Here is a 22,776-nt window from a genome sequence, read left to right as displayed (position 1 = left end):
GTATATTTTTAACTTTAACGCTATAATTATAGTGTTAAAGATGGAATCGTGATATGACCTGTTATGACTCTATCGTTTTATTTATGAATAAATGGATTGGTATTTTAGCAAGATGTGCTAATAAACTACTCCACCATGATAATAACGTGCCGAAATGTGGTGCGTATATTTTCGTGGTGGAGTTTTTTTATTCTCAAAAAGGGGGAAAGACCATGAATAACAACATGGTTCATATTACAATTGACGGAAAAAAGTATACAGCGGAGCCCGGTTCAACGATATTGGGTGTTATTAATGAGAACGGGATTGAACATCCGCAAATTTGTTATGTGCCAGAGGTAGATCCTATTCAAACATGTGACACTTGTATTGTAGAAGTTGACGGAAAGTTAATGCGTTCTTGTTCGACGATAGCAACGGAAGGTATGAGCATTGAACGTGCTTCTGTTCGCGCAAAAGAAGCACAAACAGAGGCGATGGATCGGTTACTAGAAAATCATTTATTATACTGTACAGTATGTGACAACAACAATGGGAACTGTAAACTGCATAATACAGCAGAATTAATGGAAATTGAACATCAAAAATATCCGTATGAACCGAAAGTAGATGTAAGTGAAGTTGATATGACGCATCCGTTTTATCGCTATGATCCTAATCAATGTATTGCATGCGGTCAATGCGTTGAGGTGTGTCAAAACTTACAAGTAAATGAAACGTTATCGATAGACTGGGAAGCGGAACGCCCACGAGTTATTTGGGATGAAGGAGTAAATATTAATGATTCTTCATGCGTTAGCTGTGGTCAATGTGTAACGATTTGTCCTTGTAACGCTTTAATGGAGAAAACGATGCTCGGTGAAGCTGGATTTATGACGGGATTGAAACCAGATATTCTTGAACCGATGGTAGATTTAATTAAAGAAGTTGAGCCTGGATATAGCGGTATTTTTGCGGTATCAGAAGTGGAAGCGGCCATGCGTGATACTCGTACGAAGAAAACGAAAACAGTATGTACATTTTGTGGTGTAGGTTGTTCGTTTGAAGTGTGGACGAAGGGGCGTAAAATCCTTAAAGTACAGCCATCTTCAGATGCACCAGTTAACGCAATTTCCACTTGTGTAAAAGGGAAATTTGGTTGGGATTTCGTAAATTCTAAAGAACGAATAACAAAACCTTTAATTCGTAAAAATGGAACGTTTGTTGAATCTACATGGGAAGAAGCACTGAATGTAGTTGCAAATAAATTAGGTGCTATTAAAGAAGAGTACGGTAAAGGTTCTATCGGATTTATTTCTTCCTCTAAAATTACAAATGAAGACAATTATGTAATTCAAAAATTAGCTCGACAAGTATTTGGAACGAATAATATTGATAACTGCTCACGTTATTGCCAATCACCAGCAACGGATGGTTTGTTCCGTACAATTGGTATGGGCGGTGATGCCGGAACGATTAAAGATATTGCGCAATCTGGTCTTGTTATTATTGTAGGATGTAATCCGACAGAAGGGCATCCTGTTCTAGCTACACGTATTAAACGTGCACATAAATTACACGGACAAAAGTTAATTGTAGCTGATCTTCGTAAAACCGAAATGGCAGAGCGATCAGATGTCTTTATTAGTCCAAAACAAGGAACAGATCAAGTTTGGTTAATGGCTGTTACGAAATATATGATCGATCAAGGTTGGCATGATCAGGAATTTATTAATGAGAATGTAAACTTCTTTGAAGATTTCAAAGAAAGCCTAGAAGAATATACACTTGAATATGCAGAAGAAGTAACAGGTATTTCAAAAGAAACACTTATTCAAATGGCTGAAATGATTCGTGATGCAGATGGTACATGTATCCTTTGGGGTATGGGGGTAACGCAAAATACAGGTGGTTCTGATACTTCCGCTGCAATTTCAAACTTACTTCTTGCAACAGGGAACTATCGTCGTCCAGGAGCAGGTGCATACCCACTTCGAGGTCACAATAACGTACAAGGTGCTTGTGATATGGGGACTTTACCAGGATGGCTTCCAGGATATCAGCACGTTACTAACGAAATGGAACGTGCGAAATTTGAAACTGCTTACGGAGTGAAAATTGATAGTGAACCAGGTCTTAATAATATTGAAATGCTTCACGCAATTGACGAAGGAAAAATGAAAGCAATGTATCTTGTCGGAGAAGATATGGCTCTTGTAGATTCTAATGCAAATCATGTACATGAAGTGTTATCGAGCCTTGATTTCTTCGTTGTGCAAGATGTTTTCCTTTCTAAAACTGCTCAATATGCAGATGTTGTATTACCAGCAGCGCCATCTCTTGAGAAAGAAGGTACTTTCACAAATACAGAGCGCCGTGTCCAAAGATTATATCAAGTTCTTCCTACGCTAGGAGATGCGAAACCAGACTGGTGGATCGTCCAGGAAGTTGCGAATAAACTAGGTGCAAACTGGAATTATAGCCACCCAAGTGAAATCTTTGCTGAAATGGCAAGTTTATCACCATTGTTCTCGCAAGCGAGCTATGAAGTGCTTGAAGGGTGGAACAGTTTCCATTGGGGAAGTTTTGATGGAACAAATACACCACTTCTGTTCCAAGATGGATTTAACTTCCCAGATAAAAAAGCTCGTTTTGCGATTGCTGGCTGGGTACGTCCAGCTGAATTTCCAGCCGAGTTTGACCTTCACATTAACAACGGTCGTATGCTTGAGCATTTCCATGAAGGGAATATGACAAATAAATCAACAGGTATTCAAACGAAAGTACCTGGTGTTTTCGTTGAAATCTCTCCAGACCTTGCAAAAGAACGTGGCGTAAAAACAGGTTCGTTAGTTCGTCTTGTCTCTCCTTTTGGAGCATTAAAATTACGTGCACTCGTTACAGATCGTGTAAAAGCGAATGAGTTATATTTACCGATGAACTCTACAGATAACGAAACAGCAATTAATTTCTTAACAGGTCCTGCTGTGGATGTACGTACGAATACACCTGCGTATAAACAAACGAAAGTACGTATGGAAGTGTTAGAAGTTGACGGCGAAAATCCGATGCCAAAAGCGAACCCACGCAATAAAAAACGTCACCCTCAAGCTGGCATTGAGGTACATCGTAAGTGGGCACGTCCAGGGTATGTGCATTTAACGGATAAGTAGGAGGAGAAAACTATGGCTGCACCTATAAAAATGATTCAAAAACAAGAATTAACTGAGGAAGAAATAAAACAGCAAAAGTTAGATGATTTAAAAGAGCTTCTAACTAATAATGAGGAAGCTCTAAATCAGATGTTTAATATAGTAGGAGAATTAAAAGACATTGGAATGCTAGAAGCTGCAAATTCAATGCTAAAAGCGAAAGAACCAATTGCGAAAATTGTTCTAGGTCAAGTAACTCGTGAGCCTGTTACAAATTTAATTAATAATATGATGGGTGCTGCAGGTGCGTTAACTGAACTTGACCCAGAACTTACGAAAAAGCTTATAGGTAGTTTATTAGTCGGACTAGAAGAAGGTAATGAACATCTAGAAAGTAATAAAAAAGTAGGGGTATTCGATCTTATGAAAGTATTGAAAGACCCAGATATTAACCGTGCTATCGGGTTTGGGCTTCATTTCTTAAAAGGTATGGGGAAAGGGTTAAAAGACGAATAAACTTCATGAAGTGAACCTTTCTGCCCAAATATTTGTACGAAATAGTTTGGGCGGAAGGCTCATTTTGGTAAAATATATAATAAAGTAAAATGAGGCTTTTGGGAGGTATAATTGTATGTCAAAAAAAGTACATGAATTTAATGATATGATACGAAAACTTCGAAAGGAACTTTTCGGAAAAGGACCAGAACGAATTCATACTGTTTTTGCGGAAAATATGGCTATAGCGACTCTTTATGGAAACTTAACACCTACTGAAAAATTTATTTCAAGTACGATGGACGGTGCGGAAATGGTTCATATGGCTAGAACGAAAATGATTCAAGAAGTGTATGCTGTGAATTCACGTGAACATTTGGAGGAACTTGTTGGAGCGAAATTAGTGAATTTGTTTTCGGATATGAAAGTAGAAGAAGATATTGCAGTTTCTGTATTTGTTTTTGATAAAAATATAACGTGAGAGAAGGATACTGATCGTGAAACCGATACAGGTAGAAAGAGAAATCTTTCGTTATGAACAAGGAGCATTTAAACATATAGAGGACAGCATTGTAACAGAGTTTCCTGTCACCATTAAAATGAACGGACAGGAGTTTGTTACAATGGTTAGTACTCCAGAATATATAGAAGATATGGTAATAGGCTTCTTAGCGTCTGAAGGAATCATTCGGAAGTATGAAGATATTGATAGTGTATGGGTGCAGGAGAAAGAAGGATTTGTGCATGTAACAACGACAAAAGTAAATCCGTATTATGAACAAATGCAAAATAAACGCTATATTACGTCTTGTTGTGGTATGAGTAGGCAAGGGTTTGTTTTTGCAAATGATGCACTAAGTGCAAAAAAAATGAAGGGTGTCCATGTACAGGTTGCTGCAGAGGATTGTTTTCGGTTAATGAAAGAAATGCAGCAATCTGCGGATACGTTTCATCATACTGGTGGGGTTCATAATGCAGCTTTATGTGATGTGAATGGTATTATTTTAAGTCGAATGGATATTGGTAGGCATAATGCATTAGACAAAATTTACGGTTATTGTTTAAGAAACGCTATTTCTATAAAAGATAAAATCATTGTTTTTAGTGGTCGTATTTCTTCGGAAATATTATTGAAAGTTGCAAAAATCGGTTGTGAAATTATACTATCAAAATCAGCTCCAACTGAGTTAGCTTTGCAACTAGCGGAAGATTTAGGTATTACGACAATAGGATTTATTCGTAATCACTCCTTAAATGTATATACCCATCCAGAACGTGTTTTAAATATAAAATAAAAGTGAGGCAATGAAGATGAAATCAGTTACATTAGACAAGTTGCAACGTCCGTTAAAGGATTTACGTATTTCAGTTACTGATCGCTGTAATTTTCGCTGTCGATATTGTATGCCAGAAGAAATATTTGGTCCTGATTACTCGTTTTTGTCTAATGATAAAATTTTATCTTTTGATGAAATTGAAAGGATAACACGTATTTTCGTTTCTTTAGGTGTGAGAAAATTACGGATTACGGGCGGAGAACCGTTACTTCGAAGAGGGCTTCCAAAGCTTATTGAGCGCCTTAATAAAATTGATGGTGTAGAAGATATCGGTTTAACAACCAATGGATCGTTACTCAAAAAGTTTGCTCCTGATTTATATAAGGCGGGACTATCACGTGTAACAGTTAGCTTAGATTCCTTAGAAGAAGAGCGGTTTTTCTATTTAAATGGTAATAGGAGCAAAGTGCAAAGGGTTCTGGAAGGAATACAGGCTGCAGCTGAAGTTGGAATGAAAATTAAAATAAACATGGTCGTTCAAAAGGGAAAAAACGAACAGGACATTTTGCAGATGGCGCAATATTTTAAGGAAAATAAGCATATTCTTCGTTTTATTGAGTATATGGATGTTGGAAATTATAATGGTTGGGATTTAAAAGAGGTCGTCTCTAAACAAGAAATAGTAGATACGATTCATCAAGTTATGCCGTTAGAACGGATAGAAGCAAATTATTCTGGTGAAGTGGCTACTAGGTATCGTTATATAGGAAGCGATGAGGAAATAGGTATTATTTCATCAGTAACAGATTCTTTTTGCTCATCATGTACGAGAGCTCGTATTTCTGCAGAAGGAAAATTATATACTTGCTTATTTGCTTCTAAAGGAAATGATTTAAGAGAATTGCTTCGTTCTGAACATACAGATGAGGACATTACAGATGTAGTACGCGATATATGGAATAATAGGGAAGATCGTTATTCAGATGAACGCTTAAATCATACAAATAAGAAAACAATGCCTAAAATTGAAATGTCACATATCGGTGGTTAATATATAAAGCTAGCTTCATAGTGAAAAATGGAAAATTTACAAGAGTTGTGGATTTTCTATTTTATAGTAAAAGTGATGATTGATATCTCTGTAAAAGATGTGCAGAGAAATTAAGCAGCATTCAAAAACCTTTATTTTGAGGAGGTTTTTTGAAGCTGCTTTTTTATTTGGAGAAAATGGAGGAATGGGTAATGGCATTTCATAAGCCGGAACAAATTGCTGAGCTTGTCATTGAGGCCGGTGTTCAAAAAGTAAGACAGACATTGCCAGCGATGCTTATTCTCGGTTTTTTAGGAGGAGCGTTTATTGCGATAGGTTTTTTACTTAACATTCGAGTTTTAGGGAATTTACCTGAGCGCTGGGGAAGTCTAGTGAATGTTTTAGGAGGAGCAGTATTTCCTGTTGGACTCATGCTCGTAGTATTAGCAGGAGGAGAATTAATTACGGGAAATATGATGTCACTGTCTATGGCGCTTTATGCAAAGAAAATTACATTGATAAGTGTACTGAATAACTGGGTTTGGATTACTCTTATGAATTTTATTGGGGCAATTTTCGTTGCGTATTGCTTTGGACATCTTGGCGGATTAACAGAGGGAGAGTATTTAAATAAAACGGTAGCGATAGCGGAAGGGAAGTTACATGAATCATTTGGGAGAACTTTGATTTTAGCAATTGGTTGTAATTGGCTCGTCTGTCTTGCTCTTTGGCTTGCTTACGGGACGAGTGATTTTGTCGGAAAAATCATCGGAATTTGGATTCCAATTATGGCATTTGTAGTGATTGGATTTCAGCAAGTAGTAGCAAATATGTTTGTCATTTCCGCTGTTATTTTTGCTGGTCATCTAACGTGGATGGATCTGGCTAAAAATTTTGTTCCTGTTTTTATCGGAAATGTAATTGGAGGAGCTGGGTTTGTTGGTTTTGCTTACTTTGCTTGTTATCAGAAACAACATTCTAATATGAAATAGAGTTCTTGAGAGGAAGGGGATGTAATGGCTGATCGGTATTCACGACAACAGTTGTTCAAACCAGTTGGGAGTAAAGGACAAGAAAAAATTCGAAATAAACATGTGTTAATTGTAGGGGCAGGCGCATTAGGAAGTGCAAGTGCCGAAAGTTTCGTACGTGCAGGTGTTGGCAAGTTGACGATTATTGATCGTGACTACGTTGAATGGAGTAATTTACAAAGGCAACAATTGTACTCTGAACAAGATGCGAGAGAGAAAATGCCGAAAGCAATTGCTGCAAAAAATCGGTTAGAACAAATTAATTCGGAAGTACAAATACATGCTTTCGTAATGGATGCAACTTCAGAAAATATGGAAGGTCTATTAAAAAATGTAGATGTAATCATTGATGCAACAGATAATTTTGATATTCGATTTGTAATAAATGATTTATCACAAAAACATAATATTCCGTGGGTATATGGTTCTTGCGTTGGATCGTATGGTATGAGTTATACAATTATTCCGCAAGAGACACCGTGTTTACATTGTATGCTGAAAAATATTCCTGTTACAGGTGTGACATGTGATACCGCTGGAATTATTAGCCCGACTGTTCAAATCGTCGCAGCATATCAAGTGGCAGAAGCACTCAAAATTTTAGTGGAAGATTTCTCAGCAATTAGAAAAACATTTTTCATGTTTGATATATGGAGTAATCAAAATCATTTTATAAAATTAGGGAAAATAAAAACAGACACTTGTCTCTCATGCGGTTTGAATCGAACTTATCCTTATTTATCATACGAAAATCAAACGAAAGCAGCTGTTTTATGCGGAAGAAATACAGTTCAAATTAGAACAGTAGACAATAGGAAATACAATTTTGATGATATAGAAAAAGTATTACAAAAACTGGGAAAAGTAGATCGGAATCCGTATTTACTATCTTGCCAATTCGAGGATTACCGCGTGGTTGTTTTTCGAGATGGTCGTGTTTTTATTCATGGTACAAATGATATTTCGAAAGCGAAACAACTATATTATCGCGTATTCGGTTAATAGAGAGGGTGTCAACAATGGAAAGAAGAGTGCCAATTACGGTTGAAGAAGCTGTTCGTAAAGTGATGGGATTTGCTGATAAAGGCTTAAAGGAGCTATTACCAATTGAATTAGCTTATGGACGTATATTAGCGGAGAATTTAGTAGCTGACCATGATGTACCGTCATTTAATCGTTCGCCGTATGACGGATTTGCTATTCGAGCAGAAGATACTAATTTAGCAAGTTATGAAACGCCAATTGTATTTGAAGTAGTGGGTGAAATTGGTGCAGGATCGCTATTCCATGAGAAAGTAGTTCCGTTTCAAGCAGTTCGAATTATGACGGGAGCACAAATTCCGAATGGGTGTGATGCGGTTGTTATGTTAGAGCTGACTCGTCAATATGAGAAGAATGGCAACAATTATATGGAAGTGAAGCGATCATTCAAAAAGGGCGACAATATTTCTTTTCAAGGTGAAGATGCTCGTAAAGGAACGGTTCTTGCAAAGAAAGGATCGTACATTAATCCAGGTATTTCAGCTCTTCTTGCTACATTCGGTTATAGTGAAGTACCAGTTGCGAGAAAGCCTGTAATTGGACTGTTAGCGACTGGGAGTGAATTACTGGATGTTAATGATTCATTACAGCCAGGGAAAATCCGAAACAGTAATACGTACATGATATTGTCTCAAATTCGAAGAGCGGGCGGAAGAGTAAAATATTTTGGGAAGTTTAGTGATGATTTTAATACGTGTTTTACAGCTGTGAAAGAAGCGCTTGGCCAAGTAGATATGTTAATTACAACGGGCGGTGTATCAGTAGGAGATTATGATTATTTACCAGCTATTTACGAAAAGTTAGGTGCATCTGTTCTTTTTAATAAAGTTGCAATGCGACCAGGAAGTGTTACGACTGTAGCACAATTAAATGGCAAGTTATTATTTGGTTTATCAGGAAATCCATCAGCTTGTTACGTAGGGTTTGAATTATTCGTAAGACCGTGTATTCGGACGTATATGTTTAGTGAAAAAGTACATTTAAAAAGAGAAAAAGCGTTATTAGGAGAAGATTTTCTAAAACCGAATCCATTTATAAGATTTGTACGAGCAAAATTGCAATATGATGAGGGGAAATTAATCGCTTATCCATCAGGGTTTGATAAATCTAGCTCAGTTTCTTCATTGGCAGAATCCAACGCGTTTATCGTATTGCCGGGCGGGACAAGAGGATATAAAAAAGATATGTTTGTCGATGTTCTTTTATTAGAAGATAACGAAGGTAGTGAATGGCCTTGGACATTTCATAAAGTGAGAGGTGGTTTTAATGGAACAAGTGCTATTTGAGATTGTAGATAATCCGATTTTAGTTGAAGAAGTAACGAATAAAGTCGCAAGAAGAGAAGCAGGTGCGATTACAACATTTATTGGTACGGTGAGAGAATTAACAAAAGGAAAACGAACGCTACATTTAGAGTATGAAGCATATAAACCGATGGCAGTAAAACAACTTATGAGAATTGGAGAAGAAATTAGTGAAAGATGGCCGGATACAAAAGTAGCAATTACGCACCGTGTAGGGCGGCTAGAAATAATGGATATTGCGGTAGTCATTGCAGTTTCATCACCGCATCGTAAAGTAGCTTATGAAGCGAATGAGTACGCGATTGAACGTATAAAACGAATTGTTCCAATTTGGAAAAAAGAATTTTGGGAAGATGGAACGATGTGGATTGGAGATCAACTTGAAAATACACCATATCCAGAAGGAAAACCAAAGAAGGAAGAATGAGAAAATGATTATAATTTTATTGTTTGCAAATTTGCGTGAGGAAGTTGGATCGGATCGATTAGTGATTTCAGAAAAGCAAGAAATGACAGTGCAACAATTAAAAGAATGGCTCAAAGCCAGCTATTGTTTACAATCGTTGGAGAAAGTGATGGTCGCTGTTAACGAAGAGTTTGTAATGAATGAAGAGATGATAAAAGCTGGAGATATAGTCGCATTAATCCCGCCTGTTAGCGGTGGATGATAAGCTTTTTCACCAGATGAAGCGCCAAGAAAATGTTGTATATAAATTAGAATAAGAGAAGGGATGAGTTCTATGCTTACTCAAGAACAAATAATGAATGCATTAAAACATGTAGAGGATCCAGAGTTACACAAAAGTGTTGTAGAATTAAATATGGTTAGAAATATACAAATGAACGGAACAGAGGTTAAACTTGAAGTAGTACTAACAATCCAAGGTTGTCCGTTAAAAGCAAAAATTCAACAAGATATTGAAGAATCACTTCACGCAATTGGTGCCTCTAAAGTGGAGGTAACATTTGGTTCTATGACACAAGAAGAACGTACAGCTTTAACAGAGAAATTAAAGAAAAATACTAGAACAGAAACTGGTATGCCGAGCATGCTTCTCCCGGATTCAGGAGTACGTTTTATTACTGTAACGAGCGGAAAAGGCGGAGTTGGAAAATCAACGGTGACAATTAATCTTGCAACTGCACTAGCACGTATGGGCAAAAAGGTGGGGATATTAGATGCAGATATATATGGTTTTAGTATTCCAGCTATGATGGAAACGATTAAGAAACCAACGATGATTGATCAAACGGCAATTCCAGTCATTAGTCACGGTGTTAAAATCATGTCGATGGGATTTTTTACAGAAGGAAATAACCTAGTTATGTGGCGCGGACCGATGCTAAATAAATGGATTCAAAATTTCCTTGCGAATACGCACTGGGGAGAATTAGATTATTTATTACTTGATTTACCACCAGGTACAGGAGATGTTGCGATCGATGTTGCAGCGATGATTCCGCAAGCGAAAGAAATAATTGTTACAACTCCGCACAATGTAGCTTCATTCGTTGCTTCAAGAGTCGGTGTAATGGCAAAACATACGAAGCATGAGATTTTAGGTATTGTGGAAAATATGGCTTATTATGAAGAACAAGATGGATCGAAAAATTATCTCTTCGGAAAAGGCGGTGGCGAAATGCTTGCAGAACAATTGCAAACAGAAGTAATTGCCCAAATACCTTTTGCGAAACGTGAAGAAAATAATGGTTCATCTGTATATGATGAAGATTCTCTTGTTGGAGAAGTGTTTACATCGTTAGCTGAGGATATTATTTATAGAGGATAGAGGGGGAAGTTTAGTATGGCATGTAACATTGATCATTCTATTGAAGATGTGATGAATAAGCTTGAAAGTCAAAAGAGTTTTTTACCTGAAGAGATTTTTAAAGGGGTAAAAAATTTTTTACAAGGTAATCACTCACAAGAAATATTAAATGATGTATTTCATCTTTTAAAAAAGTATGACTTAGTAAGTGAAGAAGAAAGAGAGACGAGAGATACTCAATTATTGTTGATTATAAAATAAGTATACTTTGGCTTTTGTTTTGTAACTGAAGGGGTAAATGGAATGGATATGAAAAAGATGATTGAAATGATAGAAGCAACAAAAGTGACTAAAGAAGAATTATCAATTTCTACTTTACATCAAGAGCTTGTGAAGTTATATAGTCAAAAAAATGTTGCTCATTATACCGAGTTATTAAAGTATATTTTATCATTATCCGTGCAGCTCAACCTACATCTTGTATTGAAATATTTTGGCGTACGACCGGTTGTTGCGACAGATGAGCGTATGCAATTTCAAGAGATATTTAAATGCTTAGCTAAGAAAGATGAGAATGGGGAATGGTTTTTAAATTTCGTTTCTTTATATGTAGGGTTAATTATGGTTCTTCATTTTGATGAGAAGGAGATTGAGGGAAGTTTTTTCGATGATATGGTAGTGGATGAATGTAATGAAATATAAGATTCTGCACATAACATTTTTCAATATTAAATGCTTTAACTGCGATTTTAGTTGGTTATGTAAATATGAAGGTAACTAATTAAGAAAAAGGAATGAAACTAGTTGGATAAAAAGAGTTCTTCAGTTGTTTCCGTCGTTTTTTCGTGTTACTATTAATCGAATTTTTCATAAGGAGAGAAAGCGATGAAATGGATTTATTTTCTTATTATTAACGTTATAGCTTTTAGCCTTATGGGGCTTGATAAACGAAAAGCAAAGAAGAAACAGTGGAGAACGCCAGAAAGTACGTTGTTTTTATCGGCGACAGCTGGGGGAGCAGTTGGAGCTTGGATCGGAATGTATATGTTTCATCATAAAACTCATAAAAAGAAATTTGTTTTCGGCATACCGTTACTTGTTGTGATAACGGTATGTTTATTATTCGTTGTATGAGAAATGTCGAAAGAAATGCAGATTGATTATTGGTAAAGTGAGCATGTGAGACTGTATAATGGAGAAAAAATGAGAAGAGGAGAAAAAGGAAGATGGGGAGTCAATCAGCAGAGCAAAAAAAAGGGATACTATATGCGGCTGGTGCTTACACGATGTGGGGAATACTACCAATCTATTGGAAATGGGTTGAGGAAGTTCCAGCAGATGAAATATTAGCACACCGCATCGTTTGGGCGTTTGTTTTTATGTTACTCGTATTAGGTGTTACGAAGAGGTTTCGCCAGTTTATTGGGGAATTTGTGAATCTTTTTAAACGACCTAAATTATTAATGTCATTAACAATAGCTTCAGTCTTGATTAGCGGAAACTGGTTTGTTTACATATGGGCCGTTAATCATAATCATGTTATTGAAGCGAGTCTTGGCTATTATATTAATCCGCTTATTAGTATTTTACTTGGTACAGTCGTTTTAAAGGAAAAGTTAAACTTCTGGCAATATGTTGCAGTTGGTTTAGCTGGAGTGGGGGTTATCATTTTAACAGTACGTTTCGGATCTATTCCGTGGGTTTCTCTTTCACTTGCCTTTTCATTTGGATTATATGGATTAACGAAAAAATTGTTAAACTATGATGCGACAATTGGACTTACGATGGAAACGATGTTAGTGACGCCGTTTGCGATTATTTATCTAGTAATGACAGGAGTACATGGTTTCGGCTCATTTGGCTCTATCTCAATGTTATCGACATTACTATTAATAGGAGCGGGTATTGTTACAGCTCTACCACTTTTTTATTTTGCAAAAGGAGCCCAACTTATTCCGCTTTATATGGTAGGTTTTTTACAATATATTGCACCAACAATTAGCTTAATTTTAGGTGTATTCGTATTTGGTGAACATTTCACATCTACTCATATGATTGCATTTTTCTGTATATGGGTTGCATTATTTGTATTCTCGGTAGCGAAGACTAAGTTTTTAGTGCAGAAACAACCGAAATTTATAAAAAATAAATCAGCAAAAGTATCATAATGCGTAGTATTTTCTACGCATTTTTCTTTATACTGATACTATATAGGATTTCCATTATAGCTAGTAAGGAGCTGAGAACATGGAAACAATTTTACATAATGATCCGCTTATGGCAGCTGTAATTTCATGGTTTTTAGCACAATTAACGAAAGTAGTCTTTAAATTAGTTAAAACAGGTGAATTTGATTTTGCAAAGTTTTTTGCTTCAGGTGGGATGCCAAGTTCTCATGCTTCAACAGTTACAGCGCTTGCTACAGGAGTTGGAGTAGTGGAAGGTGTGGAAAGCTCGATGTTTGCGGTTACTACTATTTTTGCCATTATTGTTATGTATGATGCTTCAGGAGTAAGGCTTGCAGTAAGTAAACAAGCAAAAATATTGAATGACTTTTTTCACGGTAGAGAAACAGAATATAAGAAGTTAAATGAACTTGTTGGGCATACACCGTATGAAGTAGTAGTCGGTGCTTTATTAGGAATTATTGTCGGAGTAGGGTATTGTTTATGAGCAGAACATTTTATATGTTCTGCTTTTCTTTGTTTTTATACATATTCAGCTACCTTTTTGAATATCGTTATACGGATTTCGAAAGGGTGGGTGAGTAACTTGTTATTATATGAAAAAGTGCATAAAGAAATAGTGAGAAGAACAACTGCACTTCAAACAATGCAACGGCAAGATGGTACGTGGCGGTTTTGTTTTGAAGGAGCGCCACTAACAGATTGTCATATGATTTTTTTATTAAAATTATTAGGTAGAGATAAAGAGATAGAACCGTTTGTAAAAAGATTAGCATCACTCCAAACAAATGAAGGAACATGGAAATTGTATGAAGATGAAGTGGGTGGTAATTTATCTGCTACAATTCAATCTTATGCTGCCTTACTTGCATCGGAAAAATATACAAAAGAAGATGCGAATATGAAGCGAGCGGAAATGTTTATAAATGAGCGCGGTGGGGTAGCACGTGCTCATTTTATGACGAAGTTTTTATTAGCGATTCATGGAGAATATGAATATCCTTCTCTTTTTCATTTGCCAACACCAATTATGTTTCTGCAGAATGATTCCCCTCTCAGTATATTTGAATTGAGTAGCTCAGCACGTATTCATTTAATTCCGATGATGTTGTGTTTAAATAAAAGATTTCGAGTAGGGAAAAAGTTATTGCCAAATTTAAATCACATTGCAGGCGGGGGCGGAGAATGGTTTCGAGAGGATCGGTCTCCAGTTTTTCAAACGTTAGTAAGTGACGTGAAGAAAATTATAACGTATCCACTTTCTTTGCATCATAAAGGATATGAGGAAGTAGAACGTTTTATGAAAGAGCGTATTGATGAAAATGGAACATTATATAGCTACGCAACTGCCTCGTTTTATATGATTTATGCTTTACTTGCATTAGGACATTCTATTCAATCACCAATTATTGAGAAGGCTATAATGGGAATTACATCTTATATATGGAAGATGGAGAGAGGGAGCCATTTGCAAAACTCTCCCTCAACTATATGGGATACAGCTTTACTCAGTTATGCTTTGCAAGAAGCTCAAGTTCCGAAAGCAAGTAAAGTGATTCACAATGCATCAGCATATTTACTAAGAAAACAGCAAACGAAGAAAGTAGATTGGAGTGTACATGCACCGGATCTCTTTCCGGGTGGTTGGGGCTTTTCGGATGTGAATACGACGATTCCAGATATTGATGATACAACTGCTGTGTTAAGAGCGTTGGCGCGAAGTAGAGGGAACGAAAATGTAGATAATGCTTGGAAGCGAGCGGTTAATTGGGTTAAAGGATTGCAAAATAATGATGGTGGTTGGGGGGCTTTTGAAAAAGGGGTAACGAGCCGTATATTAGCAAATTTACCAATCGAAAATGCAAGTGATATGATTACAGATCCTTCTACACCAGATATTACAGGGAGAGTGCTAGAGTTTTTCGGGACGTATGCACAAAACGAATTGCCTGAGAAACAAAAACAAAGTGCGATAAATTGGTTAATGAATGCACAAGAGGAAAATGGATCGTGGTATGGGAAATGGGGAATTTGTTATATATATGGTACGTGGGCAGTGTTGACTGGTTTACGGTCACTAGGAATACCATCTAGCGATCCATCATTGAAACGAGCAGCTTTATGGCTTGAACATATACAGCATGAAGATGGTGGCTGGGGAGAATCTTGCCACAGTAGTGTGGAGAAAAGGTTCGTTACTTTACCATTTAGTACACCATCCCAAACAGCATGGGCTTTAGATGCCCTCATTTCTTACTATGATAAAGAAACGTCAGTTATTCGAAAAGGTATTTCATATTTGCTCTCCAACCCTTATATAAATGAAAAATATCCTACTGGAACAGGTTTACCAGGTGGGTTTTATATTCGTTATCATAGTTATGCTCATATATATCCGTTGCTTACTTTGGCTCATTATGCAAAAAAATATAGAAAATAAACCGAGAGATGTCTCTCGGTTTATTTTGTTGGGTAGTAGGTCCCTTTTGAAAAGAATAAGGTTGTGATGTACCTTATTTTTCGGTTGGTTGGCGCTTTTGACGTGCATCAGCGGCATTTGCACGTGCGTTTGCTTCTAAGTCATTGTGGTCAGCGAGTTCGCGAGAGAACTCAACATCAATGCCATCAGTTGCTTTGCTTTGTTTGAAATTCTTTTTATTCATTCGACACAATCTCCTTGCACTTTATCCCGCATAACGGGTAGTAAAACCCCCACCTTAAAACTCAGATGGAACAAAGAAGCTAGGTGGGAGATTAACTGTCCGTAAATGCCCGATTGGTGAGGGCTGATAATCAGTGGGGGATGAACAAACTTCCCACTAATTAAAGTTTCACTTTATGCGACGTTGCAAAGTTAGTTTGACACAAATAGACTTTTTTATACAAAGAGGAGTTGGAAAGTAAAAAGCCGAAATATACAGTATAAGTAATAGAAATGGGGGATAGGAATGGAGTTTTTAAATGGGAAAACAGCTGTTGTAACAGGAGCTGCACAGGGAATTGGAAAAGAGATTGCAAAGGTTTATGCAAAGCTAGGGGCGAAAGTATTAATTAGCGATGTAAATGAAGAGAAGCTACAAAAAACGACACGTGAGTTATCAGATGAAGGATATAAAGTGTGCTCATATCGATGTGATGTGAGTAATCAAAATGAAGCAAAGTCGTTAATTGAATATGCAGTTCAAAAATTTGGTACATTACATATTTTGGTGAATAATGCTGGAATTACAAGAGACGCAATGTTACATAAAATGGAGAAATCTGCTTGGGAACAAGTATTACAAGTGAATTTAACTGGTGTTTTTTATTGTATGCAACCAGCACTTCTTTATATGAGACAACAAGGATATGGAAGAATTATTAATATTTCTTCTATAAGTAGAGAGGGGAATATTGGACAGGCAAATTATGCTGCAACGAAAGCTGGAGTTGTAGGATTAACAAAAACAGCAGCGAAAGAAGTTGGAAGTTTCGGTATTACTTGTAATGCGATTTGTCCGGGGTTTATGGATACAGATATGACCAAAACGATACCAGATAAAGTGAAAGAAAAGATGGTTGGCGCTATTCCAGTTGGTAGAATTGGAACGCCAGAAGATATTGCGAACGCAGCAGCCTTTTTAGCATCAGAATACGCATCTTATATTACAGGTGAAGTATTAAATGTGAGCGGAGGACTGCAAGTTTAAAGGAATACATAATGAAAAGAACCTGACCGGATAGGTCAGGTTCTTTCTCATTAATTTAAGTTAAGCCAAACGCTCTTTACTTCTGTATAGTTATTTAATGCATAAGATCCCATTTCACGGCCAAGACCAGATTGTTTAAATCCTCCAAATGGAGATGCTGCATCAAACACGTTATAACAGTTTACCCACACTGTACCTGCACGTACTTTACTTGCAACATAGTGTGCTGTTTTAACATTTTCTGTCCACACACCAGCCGCTAAGCCGAATTGTGATTTATTTGCACGTTCAATTACTTCATCAATATCGTTAAATGGTATTGCAGAAATAACTGGACCGAAAATTTCTTCTTTTGCGATCGTCATTTCATCATTTACGTCAGCGAATACTGTAGGAGAAACGAAGTAGCCTTGATTGAATGGATTACTTCCTCCGCAAAGTACTTCAGCGCCTTCTTCAATCCCTTTTTCAATGTAGCCCATTACACGTTTTTGTTGTTCTTCAGAAACGAGAGGACCAATTGTCGTTTCAGGGTTAAGACCGACACCTTGATTTAGTTTTTTAGAATAGAGGACGAGATCAGCCATGACATTATCATACATTTTCTTCGGAACAAATAAGCGTGATCCAGCAGAGCATACTTGTCCTTGGTTAAACATAACACCAGAAAGTGCACCAGGAATCGCGCGAGATAAATCAGCATCCGGCAAGATGATATTTGGTGATTTACCGCCTAACTCAAGTGTAACGCGTTTTAATGATTCGGATGCTTGTCGCATAATTTGTTTACCGACAGGAGTAGAACCGGTAAATGCAATTTTATCAACGAGTGGATGATTAACGAGAGCTTGTCCAGCTGATTCACCGAATCCAGGTACGATATTAATAACACCTTTCGGGAATCCAGCTTCTTCAATTAATTCAGCTAAGTATAAAGCAGATAGTGGAGTTTGTTCTGCAGGTTTTAAAACGATTGTACATCCTGTAGCAAGCGCTGCTCCCATTTTCCACATTGCCATAAGAAGCGGGAAGTTCCAAGGAATAATTTGACCAACGACACCAACAGCTTCATGGCGTGTATAGTTAAAGTAATCACCGGAAACAGGAATTGTTTGACCAACGATTTTCGTAGCCCAGCCAGCGTAATAGCGCATATGCTCAATTGCAAGTGGGATGTCTGCTGCCATTGTTTCACGGATTGGCTTTCCGTTATCTAATGTTTCGAGCTGTGCAAGCTCTTCTTTATGTTCTTCCATTAAATCAGCTAACTTGTACATGAGACGGCTTCGCTCAGCAGTGCTCATACGAGACCAAGGACCTTCGTCAAAAGCCATACGAGCTGCGACTACAGCTTTATGAATATCTTCGCGACCAGCTTCAGAAACGACGGCAAGTGTTTCACCAGTTGCTGGGTTAGGTGTTTTAAATGTTTTACCGGAAGCGCTTTCAATGAAAGATCCATTCACATATAACTTTTTTGTACCTTGAAGAAACTTCTCTACCTTTTCATGAAGATTTACAGCTAGTTGACTCATTGTATAACCCCCTTGAAAATATAATGTAAACGCAGTACGAGACGGCGCTTATTCCGAAATCAAGGATGTGGAAACTAGATGGAAAGCCTCTAATTAAAATCATAATTAAGAAATACTGAAAATTCAAATTTCATTTGTGTTACAATTGTAAAAAATATGTAATGTAAGAGAATCTTCTATATGATTATAAAAAAATCCTGCTTGTTTTTGCTTTCTAGTAGGAAAAACTAGAAGAACAATGGTACAATAATACATCGTGAGAGGAGGGGTAAAAATGAAAGATTATCATGATGATCCACGCTTTCGAATAGCCCATAGAGAAGCGTTAATTGGTCTTGGACTTGCTATTATTAATTTTATAATTTGGTACGGATTTGCTTATGGGCTTGGTAGTAAAAATCCGAATGAATATACATATGTATTAGGTTTTCCCGCATGGTTTTTTTATAGCTGTATCGTTGGATTTATCGTTATGGTTATTTTACTTAGTTTAGTTGTTCGTTTTGTATTTCAAGATATTTCACTCGATGAGGAAGAAAAAAGTGAGGAATAATAGATGAATTGGTATGTAATCATTCCAATGATAATTTCGTTTATCGTTGTATTTTTAATTGGTGTATATGCTTCAAGACGCGTGCAAGCAACTGCTCATAATAAATTTTTGCAAGAATATTTTCTTGGTGGGCGTGAGCTAGGCGGTTTATTATTAGCGATGACAATGATTGCTACGTACGGTAGTGCAAGTAGCTTTATTGGTGGCCCTGGTATTGCTTACAATATGGGTCTTGGATGGGTACTGTTATCTGCGATTCAAGTTGTAACAGGGTATATCGTTTTAACGGTTATCGGTAAAAAGTTTGCAATTATCGCTAGGAAGATGGAAGCAATTACTCTTATCGATTATTTAAAAGGGAGATACAATAATAAAGCAGTTGTTATACTTTCTGCGTTATGTATTATTATCTTTTTATTTTCAGCGACAGTAGCCCAGTGGGTCGGTGGTGGACGATTAATCGAGTCACTAACGGGGCTATCGTATACAACAGCACTATTTTTATTTACTTTTTCTGTACTTGTGTACGTATTAATTGGTGGATTTCGTGCAGTTGCTCTATCAGATACATTATTAGGAATCATTATGTTAGTTGGAACAACAATCATTTTAATTGCTACTGTCATTGCTGGTGGTGGAATTGAAAAGATTATGCAGGAACTTGTTCAAATTAATCCAAAGTTAATTACACCATTCGGAGCAGATGGCAGTTTAACGAAATCATATGTTACATCATTTTGGATTTTAATTGGAATTGGCGTTGTCGGTTTACCGCAAATTAGCGTGCGTGCCATGTCTTATAAAAATTCAAAAGCGATGCATCAAGCGTTAATAATTGGGACGATTGTTGTGGGTACAATTATGATTGGTATGCATTTAACGGGTGTATTTGCAAGAGTAGTACTTCCAGGTATAATGGTACCAGATAAAGTAATGCCGCTACTTGCGATGGAAGTGTTGCCACCTTGGTTAGCTGGAGTTTTCTTAGCTGCACCGATGGCAGCGATTATGTCTACAGTAAATTCTTTATTATTACTTGTAAGCTCGTCAATTATTAAAGATATATACGTAAATTACATAAATAAAGATGCAGCAGACAGTACGATAAAAAAAGGAAGTTTGTGGATTACTGGTATTGTAGGACTACTCGTTTATGCAGCGGCAATTAAACCACCAGATTTTTTAATATGGCTAAATTTATTTTCTTTCGGTGGATTAGAAGCTGCATTCATTTGGCCAATCGTATTAGGGTTATATTGGAGGAAAGGAAATGCTACAGGAGCGCTTGCGTCTATTTTAGTTGGGGTAGGCTCATATATGTGTATTCATCTTTTCTATCCAAATCCGTTCGGTATACATACAGTTGTCTTCCCGATTTGTTTTGCGTTTATCGCTTACATCATTGGAAGTATGAGTGCTGTAAAAAAAACAGTATAGGTTAGCTGAAGAACGTAGTCCTTATAAGACTGCGTTTTTTTGTGTGAATTTGTTCATTTTTTATTCTGTATATCCACGGTTATTCATAAATTAATAACAACTGAGGGGATGGAGTTGAGGTCGATGAAAAAAGTATTATTTTTAGGAGACCCAGGAATTGATGACTCTTTAGCAATTATGTATGGATTGTTGCATCCTGATATTGATATTGTTGGTGTAGTTACAGGATATGGAAATGTAACGCAAGAAAAGGCGACAAGTAATGCGGCATATTTATTACAGTTAGCAGGTAGGGAAGATATACCTGTTATTAATGGTGCGAAAATCCCTTTATCTGGAGATATTACAACGTATTATCCAGAAATTCATGGGGCGGAAGGTTTAGGACCAATTCGACCACCGAAAAATCTTTCTCCAAATATAAAGCCTTTTTGTGAGTTTTTTGACATTCTTGAAAAATATAAAGGAGAATTAATAATAGTCGATGCTGGTAGATCAACAACATTAGCGACAGCATTTATTTTAGAAAAGCCAATGATGAAGTATGTGAAAGAATATTATATAATGGGGGGTGCTTTCTTAATGCCAGGCAATGTTACACCAGTCGCAGAGGCGAATTTTCATGGTGATCCGATTGCGTCGCAATTAGTTATGCAAAATGCCAAGAATGTGACACTGGTGCCGCTCAATGTTACATCTGAAGCTATTATTACGCCAGAAATGGTAAAGTATATTACGAAACATTCTAAAACAAGTTTTAATAAATTAATTGAACCGATTTTTACGTATTATTATAAAGCTTATAGAAAATTAAATCCGAAAATAAAAGGAAGTCCAGTACATGACGTCGTTACAATGATGGTTGCCGCAAATCCTTCAATATTGGATTATGTGTATCGCCGTGTCGATGTAGATACAGTGGGAATAGCAAAAGGAGAAAGTATTGCAGATTTCCGTCCTCAACCTGATGCAAAAGCATTAAAAAATTGGATGCGAATTGGTTGGTCATTACATTATAAAAAATTCCTTGAGGATTTTGTGAAAATCATGACGTAGACATAATAGGAGTATACAAGTTAAAATAATGGAGATGGTTATTTAAATAACCATCTCCATTATTTTGTTTTTTAAAGATAGAGAGAAGAGTTACACAATAGGAGAGGAATTTTACTTGAAAAAAACTATAGTATGCGCAGTGGTTGTGGGTATTTTCGTTTTGCTAATATCGGGTAACTTTTTAGTGAAAAAAGTGTGGAGTTCAAATAATGATGATGCACAGTATATTGCATCTTTTATTGAAGAACACAAAGATGAAAAAAATAGTGCGCTTCTAGTAAAGAGAAATGATAAAGTTGTCTATTCTGTAAACCCAAATGTTGTATTGCCAGTTGCTAGTACGATGAAATTAATTGTGGCGCTTGAATATACGAAACAAGTTACTGAAGGGAAAATTGATTCGTCTAGTTTCGTATCGATTAATGATGTGAATCGCTATTATGTACCGAATACAGATGGTGGTGCACAAGATAGATGGCAAAGGTATTTGGAGAAGACGGGCAAGATAACTGAAGGAGCGGTTTCTTTAGAAGAAGTGGCAAAAGGAATGGTTAAGTTTAGTTCGAATGCAAATGCTGAATACTTAATGGAATTGTTAGGATTAGATAACATCAATCGAAATTTACAAAGTTTATCACTTCCTGCACATCAACCACTATTTCCAATCGTTTCATCTTTGTATATCCCGGGATATTTGCATAAAGAATTACATGTTCCAAAATATAAAATAGAGAAAAAGTTAAAAGAAATGTCTCAAGAGCAATATCGTGAATATGCGATGGTTATTCATGAACGCTTAAAGAAGAAGGGACCATTATTACAGAAGGAAATTCCGCTTTATTTAGAGGAACGTTACGACAAAATTTGGTCAGATAGATTACCAGCAGCTTCTGCAAATGATTATATGGTATTACTTCAAAAGGCAAACCATAAAGGTGGCTTGACAGAGGCTGAAGAAAAAGTGTGGGCAAATATCGTTGAAACAGACATGAGTGCCAAGAAATACCGTAAAACATTCAGACATGCTGGGCAAAAGAATGGTTACACACCATGGACGGTTACAAAAGCAGTTTACGCTATGGATAAACGTGGAAACTGTACGGAGATTGTGTTTTTGGCGAATAATTTAAATGAAGACGATAGTGCAGAAATACGGAAACATTTAGCAAACTTACATTTCCAAGTGTTGCAAAGTGATAAGTATGATGCGACTTTTATTAAATAAACTCGGTGCAGAGAGCA

At 36.7% G+C, this 22,776-nt stretch carries 24 protein-coding genes; 22 read left to right on the top strand and 2 right to left on the bottom strand.

The genetic code is table 11. The features are described from left to right. Positions 1–212: 212 nt before the first annotated feature. The 17 genes from fdhF to MKY21_RS17815 all read left to right on the top strand — a co-directional run bounded on the left by fdhF (position 213) and on the right by MKY21_RS17815 (position 15,704). Complete coding sequence (fdhF, locus tag MKY21_RS17895) at positions 213–3,152, top strand: formate dehydrogenase subunit alpha (protein ID WP_242319239.1); 2,940 nt, start codon at positions 213–215, stop codon at positions 3,150–3,152. A gap of 12 nt (positions 3,153–3,164) precedes the next feature. Beyond that, on the top strand, positions 3,165–3,647 hold the full coding sequence (locus tag MKY21_RS17890) for a DUF1641 domain-containing protein (RefSeq protein ID WP_137074637.1): 483 nt from the start codon (positions 3,165–3,167) through the stop codon (positions 3,645–3,647). A gap of 115 nt (positions 3,648–3,762) precedes the next feature. Further along, positions 3,763–4,107, top strand: coding sequence for a DUF2294 domain-containing protein (locus MKY21_RS17885; protein WP_000039583.1), 345 nt, complete (start codon positions 3,763–3,765; stop codon positions 4,105–4,107). Between the two features lie 16 nt (positions 4,108–4,123). Continuing rightward, positions 4,124–4,921 (top strand): formate dehydrogenase accessory sulfurtransferase FdhD, encoded by a 798-nt coding sequence (gene fdhD / locus MKY21_RS17880; RefSeq protein WP_341077087.1) that lies wholly within the window; start codon positions 4,124–4,126, stop codon positions 4,919–4,921. 16 nt (positions 4,922–4,937) lie between these two features. Beyond that, positions 4,938–5,954: a GTP 3',8-cyclase MoaA gene (gene moaA / locus MKY21_RS17875; RefSeq protein ID WP_137074635.1), complete on the top strand. Its 1,017-nt coding sequence runs from the start codon at positions 4,938–4,940 to the stop codon at positions 5,952–5,954. 191 nt (positions 5,955–6,145) lie between these two features. Beyond that, positions 6,146–6,925 (top strand): formate/nitrite transporter family protein, encoded by a 780-nt coding sequence (locus MKY21_RS17870; protein WP_000863998.1) that lies wholly within the window; start codon positions 6,146–6,148, stop codon positions 6,923–6,925. A 24-nt stretch (positions 6,926–6,949) separates the two neighbouring features. Continuing rightward, the gene (locus MKY21_RS17865) at positions 6,950–7,966 is read left to right on the top strand and encodes a molybdopterin-synthase adenylyltransferase MoeB (protein ID WP_341077082.1); all 1,017 of its coding nucleotides are present in this window, start codon (positions 6,950–6,952) and stop codon (positions 7,964–7,966) included. Positions 7,967–7,983: 17 nt separating this feature from the next. Further along, positions 7,984–9,291, top strand: a complete 1,308-nt coding sequence (locus MKY21_RS17860; protein WP_341077080.1) for a molybdopterin molybdotransferase MoeA — start codon at positions 7,984–7,986, stop codon at positions 9,289–9,291. Then, a complete protein-coding gene (gene moaE / locus MKY21_RS17855) occupies positions 9,272–9,736 on the top strand; it encodes a molybdopterin synthase catalytic subunit MoaE (protein WP_000438665.1) in 465 nt (154 codons plus the stop codon). The genes MKY21_RS17860 and moaE overlap by 20 nt, the downstream gene beginning before the upstream one ends. A 4-nt stretch (positions 9,737–9,740) precedes the next feature. Continuing rightward, positions 9,741–9,977: a molybdopterin converting factor subunit 1 gene (moaD, locus tag MKY21_RS17850; protein ID WP_341077078.1), complete on the top strand. Its 237-nt coding sequence runs from the start codon at positions 9,741–9,743 to the stop codon at positions 9,975–9,977. Between the two features lie 72 nt (positions 9,978–10,049). After that, positions 10,050–11,099: a P-loop NTPase gene (locus MKY21_RS17845; protein ID WP_341077076.1), complete on the top strand. Its 1,050-nt coding sequence runs from the start codon at positions 10,050–10,052 to the stop codon at positions 11,097–11,099. Between the two features lie 15 nt (positions 11,100–11,114). Continuing rightward, a complete protein-coding gene (locus MKY21_RS17840; RefSeq protein ID WP_000752379.1) occupies positions 11,115–11,339 on the top strand; it encodes a hypothetical protein in 225 nt (74 codons plus the stop codon). A 42-nt stretch (positions 11,340–11,381) separates the two neighbouring features. Then, positions 11,382–11,780 (top strand): hypothetical protein, encoded by a 399-nt coding sequence (locus MKY21_RS17835; RefSeq protein ID WP_000367288.1) that lies wholly within the window; start codon positions 11,382–11,384, stop codon positions 11,778–11,780. Between the two features lie 183 nt (positions 11,781–11,963). Continuing rightward, entirely contained in the window at positions 11,964–12,212 is a 249-nt protein-coding gene (locus tag MKY21_RS17830; protein WP_000871352.1) for a DUF1294 domain-containing protein, read from the top strand. 92 nt (positions 12,213–12,304) lie between these two features. Then, a complete protein-coding gene (rarD, locus tag MKY21_RS17825) occupies positions 12,305–13,246 on the top strand; it encodes an EamA family transporter RarD (RefSeq protein ID WP_000535538.1) in 942 nt (313 codons plus the stop codon). A gap of 79 nt (positions 13,247–13,325) precedes the next feature. Next, positions 13,326–13,751 carry a divergent PAP2 family protein gene (locus tag MKY21_RS17820; protein ID WP_341077072.1) on the top strand — a complete coding sequence of 142 codons (426 nt, stop codon included), beginning with the start codon at positions 13,326–13,328 and terminating at the stop codon, positions 13,749–13,751. A 99-nt stretch (positions 13,752–13,850) separates the two neighbouring features. Beyond that, the gene (locus tag MKY21_RS17815) at positions 13,851–15,704 is read left to right on the top strand and encodes a terpene cyclase/mutase family protein (RefSeq protein WP_341077069.1); all 1,854 of its coding nucleotides are present in this window, start codon (positions 13,851–13,853) and stop codon (positions 15,702–15,704) included. 73 nt (positions 15,705–15,777) lie between these two features. Here the strand turns inward: MKY21_RS17815 and MKY21_RS17810 are convergent, their stop codons facing one another. Continuing rightward, positions 15,778–15,927 carry a YfhD family protein gene (locus tag MKY21_RS17810; protein WP_001035813.1) on the bottom strand — a complete coding sequence of 50 codons (150 nt, stop codon included), beginning with the start codon at positions 15,925–15,927 and terminating at the stop codon, positions 15,778–15,780. Between the two features lie 285 nt (positions 15,928–16,212). On the opposite strand from MKY21_RS17810, the gene fabG reads away from it, so the two are divergent. Then, positions 16,213–16,953: a 3-oxoacyl-ACP reductase FabG gene (gene fabG / locus MKY21_RS17805; protein ID WP_206905088.1), complete on the top strand. Its 741-nt coding sequence runs from the start codon at positions 16,213–16,215 to the stop codon at positions 16,951–16,953. Positions 16,954–17,003: 50 nt separating this feature from the next. Here fabG and dhaS read toward each other — a convergent pair whose 3' ends face one another. Further along, positions 17,004–18,488, bottom strand: coding sequence for an aldehyde dehydrogenase DhaS (gene dhaS / locus MKY21_RS17800; protein ID WP_341077064.1), 1,485 nt, complete (start codon positions 18,486–18,488; stop codon positions 17,004–17,006). Between the two features lie 274 nt (positions 18,489–18,762). Between dhaS and MKY21_RS17795 the strand changes: the two genes are divergently transcribed. The 4 genes from MKY21_RS17795 to MKY21_RS17780 all read left to right on the top strand — a co-directional run bounded on the left by MKY21_RS17795 (position 18,763) and on the right by MKY21_RS17780 (position 22,759). Then, on the top strand, positions 18,763–19,041 hold the full coding sequence (locus tag MKY21_RS17795) for a YhdT family protein (RefSeq protein WP_000656239.1): 279 nt from the start codon (positions 18,763–18,765) through the stop codon (positions 19,039–19,041). A 3-nt stretch (positions 19,042–19,044) separates the two neighbouring features. After that, a complete protein-coding gene (gene panF / locus MKY21_RS17790) occupies positions 19,045–20,478 on the top strand; it encodes a sodium/pantothenate symporter (RefSeq protein ID WP_341077062.1) in 1,434 nt (477 codons plus the stop codon). 108 nt (positions 20,479–20,586) lie between these two features. Next, positions 20,587–21,534, top strand: coding sequence for a nucleoside hydrolase (locus MKY21_RS17785; protein ID WP_103572790.1), 948 nt, complete (start codon positions 20,587–20,589; stop codon positions 21,532–21,534). 115 nt (positions 21,535–21,649) lie between these two features. After that, positions 21,650–22,759, top strand: coding sequence for a serine hydrolase (locus MKY21_RS17780; RefSeq protein WP_000751377.1), 1,110 nt, complete (start codon positions 21,650–21,652; stop codon positions 22,757–22,759). Positions 22,760–22,776: the final 17 nt, after the last annotated feature.

Origin of the sequence: Bacillus sp. FSL R9-9497 (assembly GCF_038005805.1) — a bacterium.
Classification (GTDB): domain Bacteria; phylum Bacillota; class Bacilli; order Bacillales; family Bacillaceae_G; genus Bacillus_A; species Bacillus_A cereus.
The sequence above is the reverse complement of the archived record's forward strand: the minus strand, read 5'-3'. Positions and strand labels throughout refer to the sequence as shown.

Excerpts from the sequence above, each read along its gene's own strand:
- MKY21_RS17885 (WP_000039583.1), top strand. The coding sequence starts at position 3,763 with ATGTCAAAAAAAGTACATGAATTTAATGATATGATACGAAAACTTCGA.
- MKY21_RS17845 (WP_341077076.1), top strand. The coding sequence starts at position 10,050 with ATGCTTACTCAAGAACAAATAATGAATGCATTAAAACATGTAGAGGAT.
- MKY21_RS17840 (WP_000752379.1), top strand. The coding sequence starts at position 11,115 with ATGGCATGTAACATTGATCATTCTATTGAAGATGTGATGAATAAGCTT.
- MKY21_RS17785 (WP_103572790.1), top strand. The coding sequence starts at position 20,587 with ATGGAGTTGAGGTCGATGAAAAAAGTATTATTTTTAGGAGACCCAGGA.
- dhaS (WP_341077064.1), bottom strand. The coding sequence starts at position 18,488 with ATGAGTCAACTAGCTGTAAATCTTCATGAAAAGGTAGAGAAGTTTCTT.
- moaD (WP_341077078.1), top strand. The coding sequence starts at position 9,741 with ATGATTATAATTTTATTGTTTGCAAATTTGCGTGAGGAAGTTGGATCG.
- MKY21_RS17865 (WP_341077082.1), top strand. The coding sequence starts at position 6,950 with ATGGCTGATCGGTATTCACGACAACAGTTGTTCAAACCAGTTGGGAGT.
- moaE (WP_000438665.1), top strand. The coding sequence starts at position 9,272 with ATGGAACAAGTGCTATTTGAGATTGTAGATAATCCGATTTTAGTTGAA.
- MKY21_RS17890 (WP_137074637.1), top strand. The coding sequence starts at position 3,165 with ATGGCTGCACCTATAAAAATGATTCAAAAACAAGAATTAACTGAGGAA.
- MKY21_RS17835 (WP_000367288.1), top strand. The coding sequence starts at position 11,382 with ATGGATATGAAAAAGATGATTGAAATGATAGAAGCAACAAAAGTGACT.
- fdhF (WP_242319239.1), top strand. The coding sequence starts at position 213 with ATGAATAACAACATGGTTCATATTACAATTGACGGAAAAAAGTATACA.
- MKY21_RS17830 (WP_000871352.1), top strand. The coding sequence starts at position 11,964 with ATGAAATGGATTTATTTTCTTATTATTAACGTTATAGCTTTTAGCCTT.
- MKY21_RS17870 (WP_000863998.1), top strand. The coding sequence starts at position 6,146 with ATGGCATTTCATAAGCCGGAACAAATTGCTGAGCTTGTCATTGAGGCC.
- MKY21_RS17860 (WP_341077080.1), top strand. The coding sequence starts at position 7,984 with ATGGAAAGAAGAGTGCCAATTACGGTTGAAGAAGCTGTTCGTAAAGTG.
- MKY21_RS17795 (WP_000656239.1), top strand. The coding sequence starts at position 18,763 with ATGAAAGATTATCATGATGATCCACGCTTTCGAATAGCCCATAGAGAA.
- fabG (WP_206905088.1), top strand. The coding sequence starts at position 16,213 with ATGGAGTTTTTAAATGGGAAAACAGCTGTTGTAACAGGAGCTGCACAG.
- panF (WP_341077062.1), top strand. The coding sequence starts at position 19,045 with ATGAATTGGTATGTAATCATTCCAATGATAATTTCGTTTATCGTTGTA.
- moaA (WP_137074635.1), top strand. The coding sequence starts at position 4,938 with ATGAAATCAGTTACATTAGACAAGTTGCAACGTCCGTTAAAGGATTTA.
- rarD (WP_000535538.1), top strand. The coding sequence starts at position 12,305 with ATGGGGAGTCAATCAGCAGAGCAAAAAAAAGGGATACTATATGCGGCT.
- MKY21_RS17810 (WP_001035813.1), bottom strand. The coding sequence starts at position 15,927 with ATGAATAAAAAGAATTTCAAACAAAGCAAAGCAACTGATGGCATTGAT.
- MKY21_RS17820 (WP_341077072.1), top strand. The coding sequence starts at position 13,326 with ATGGAAACAATTTTACATAATGATCCGCTTATGGCAGCTGTAATTTCA.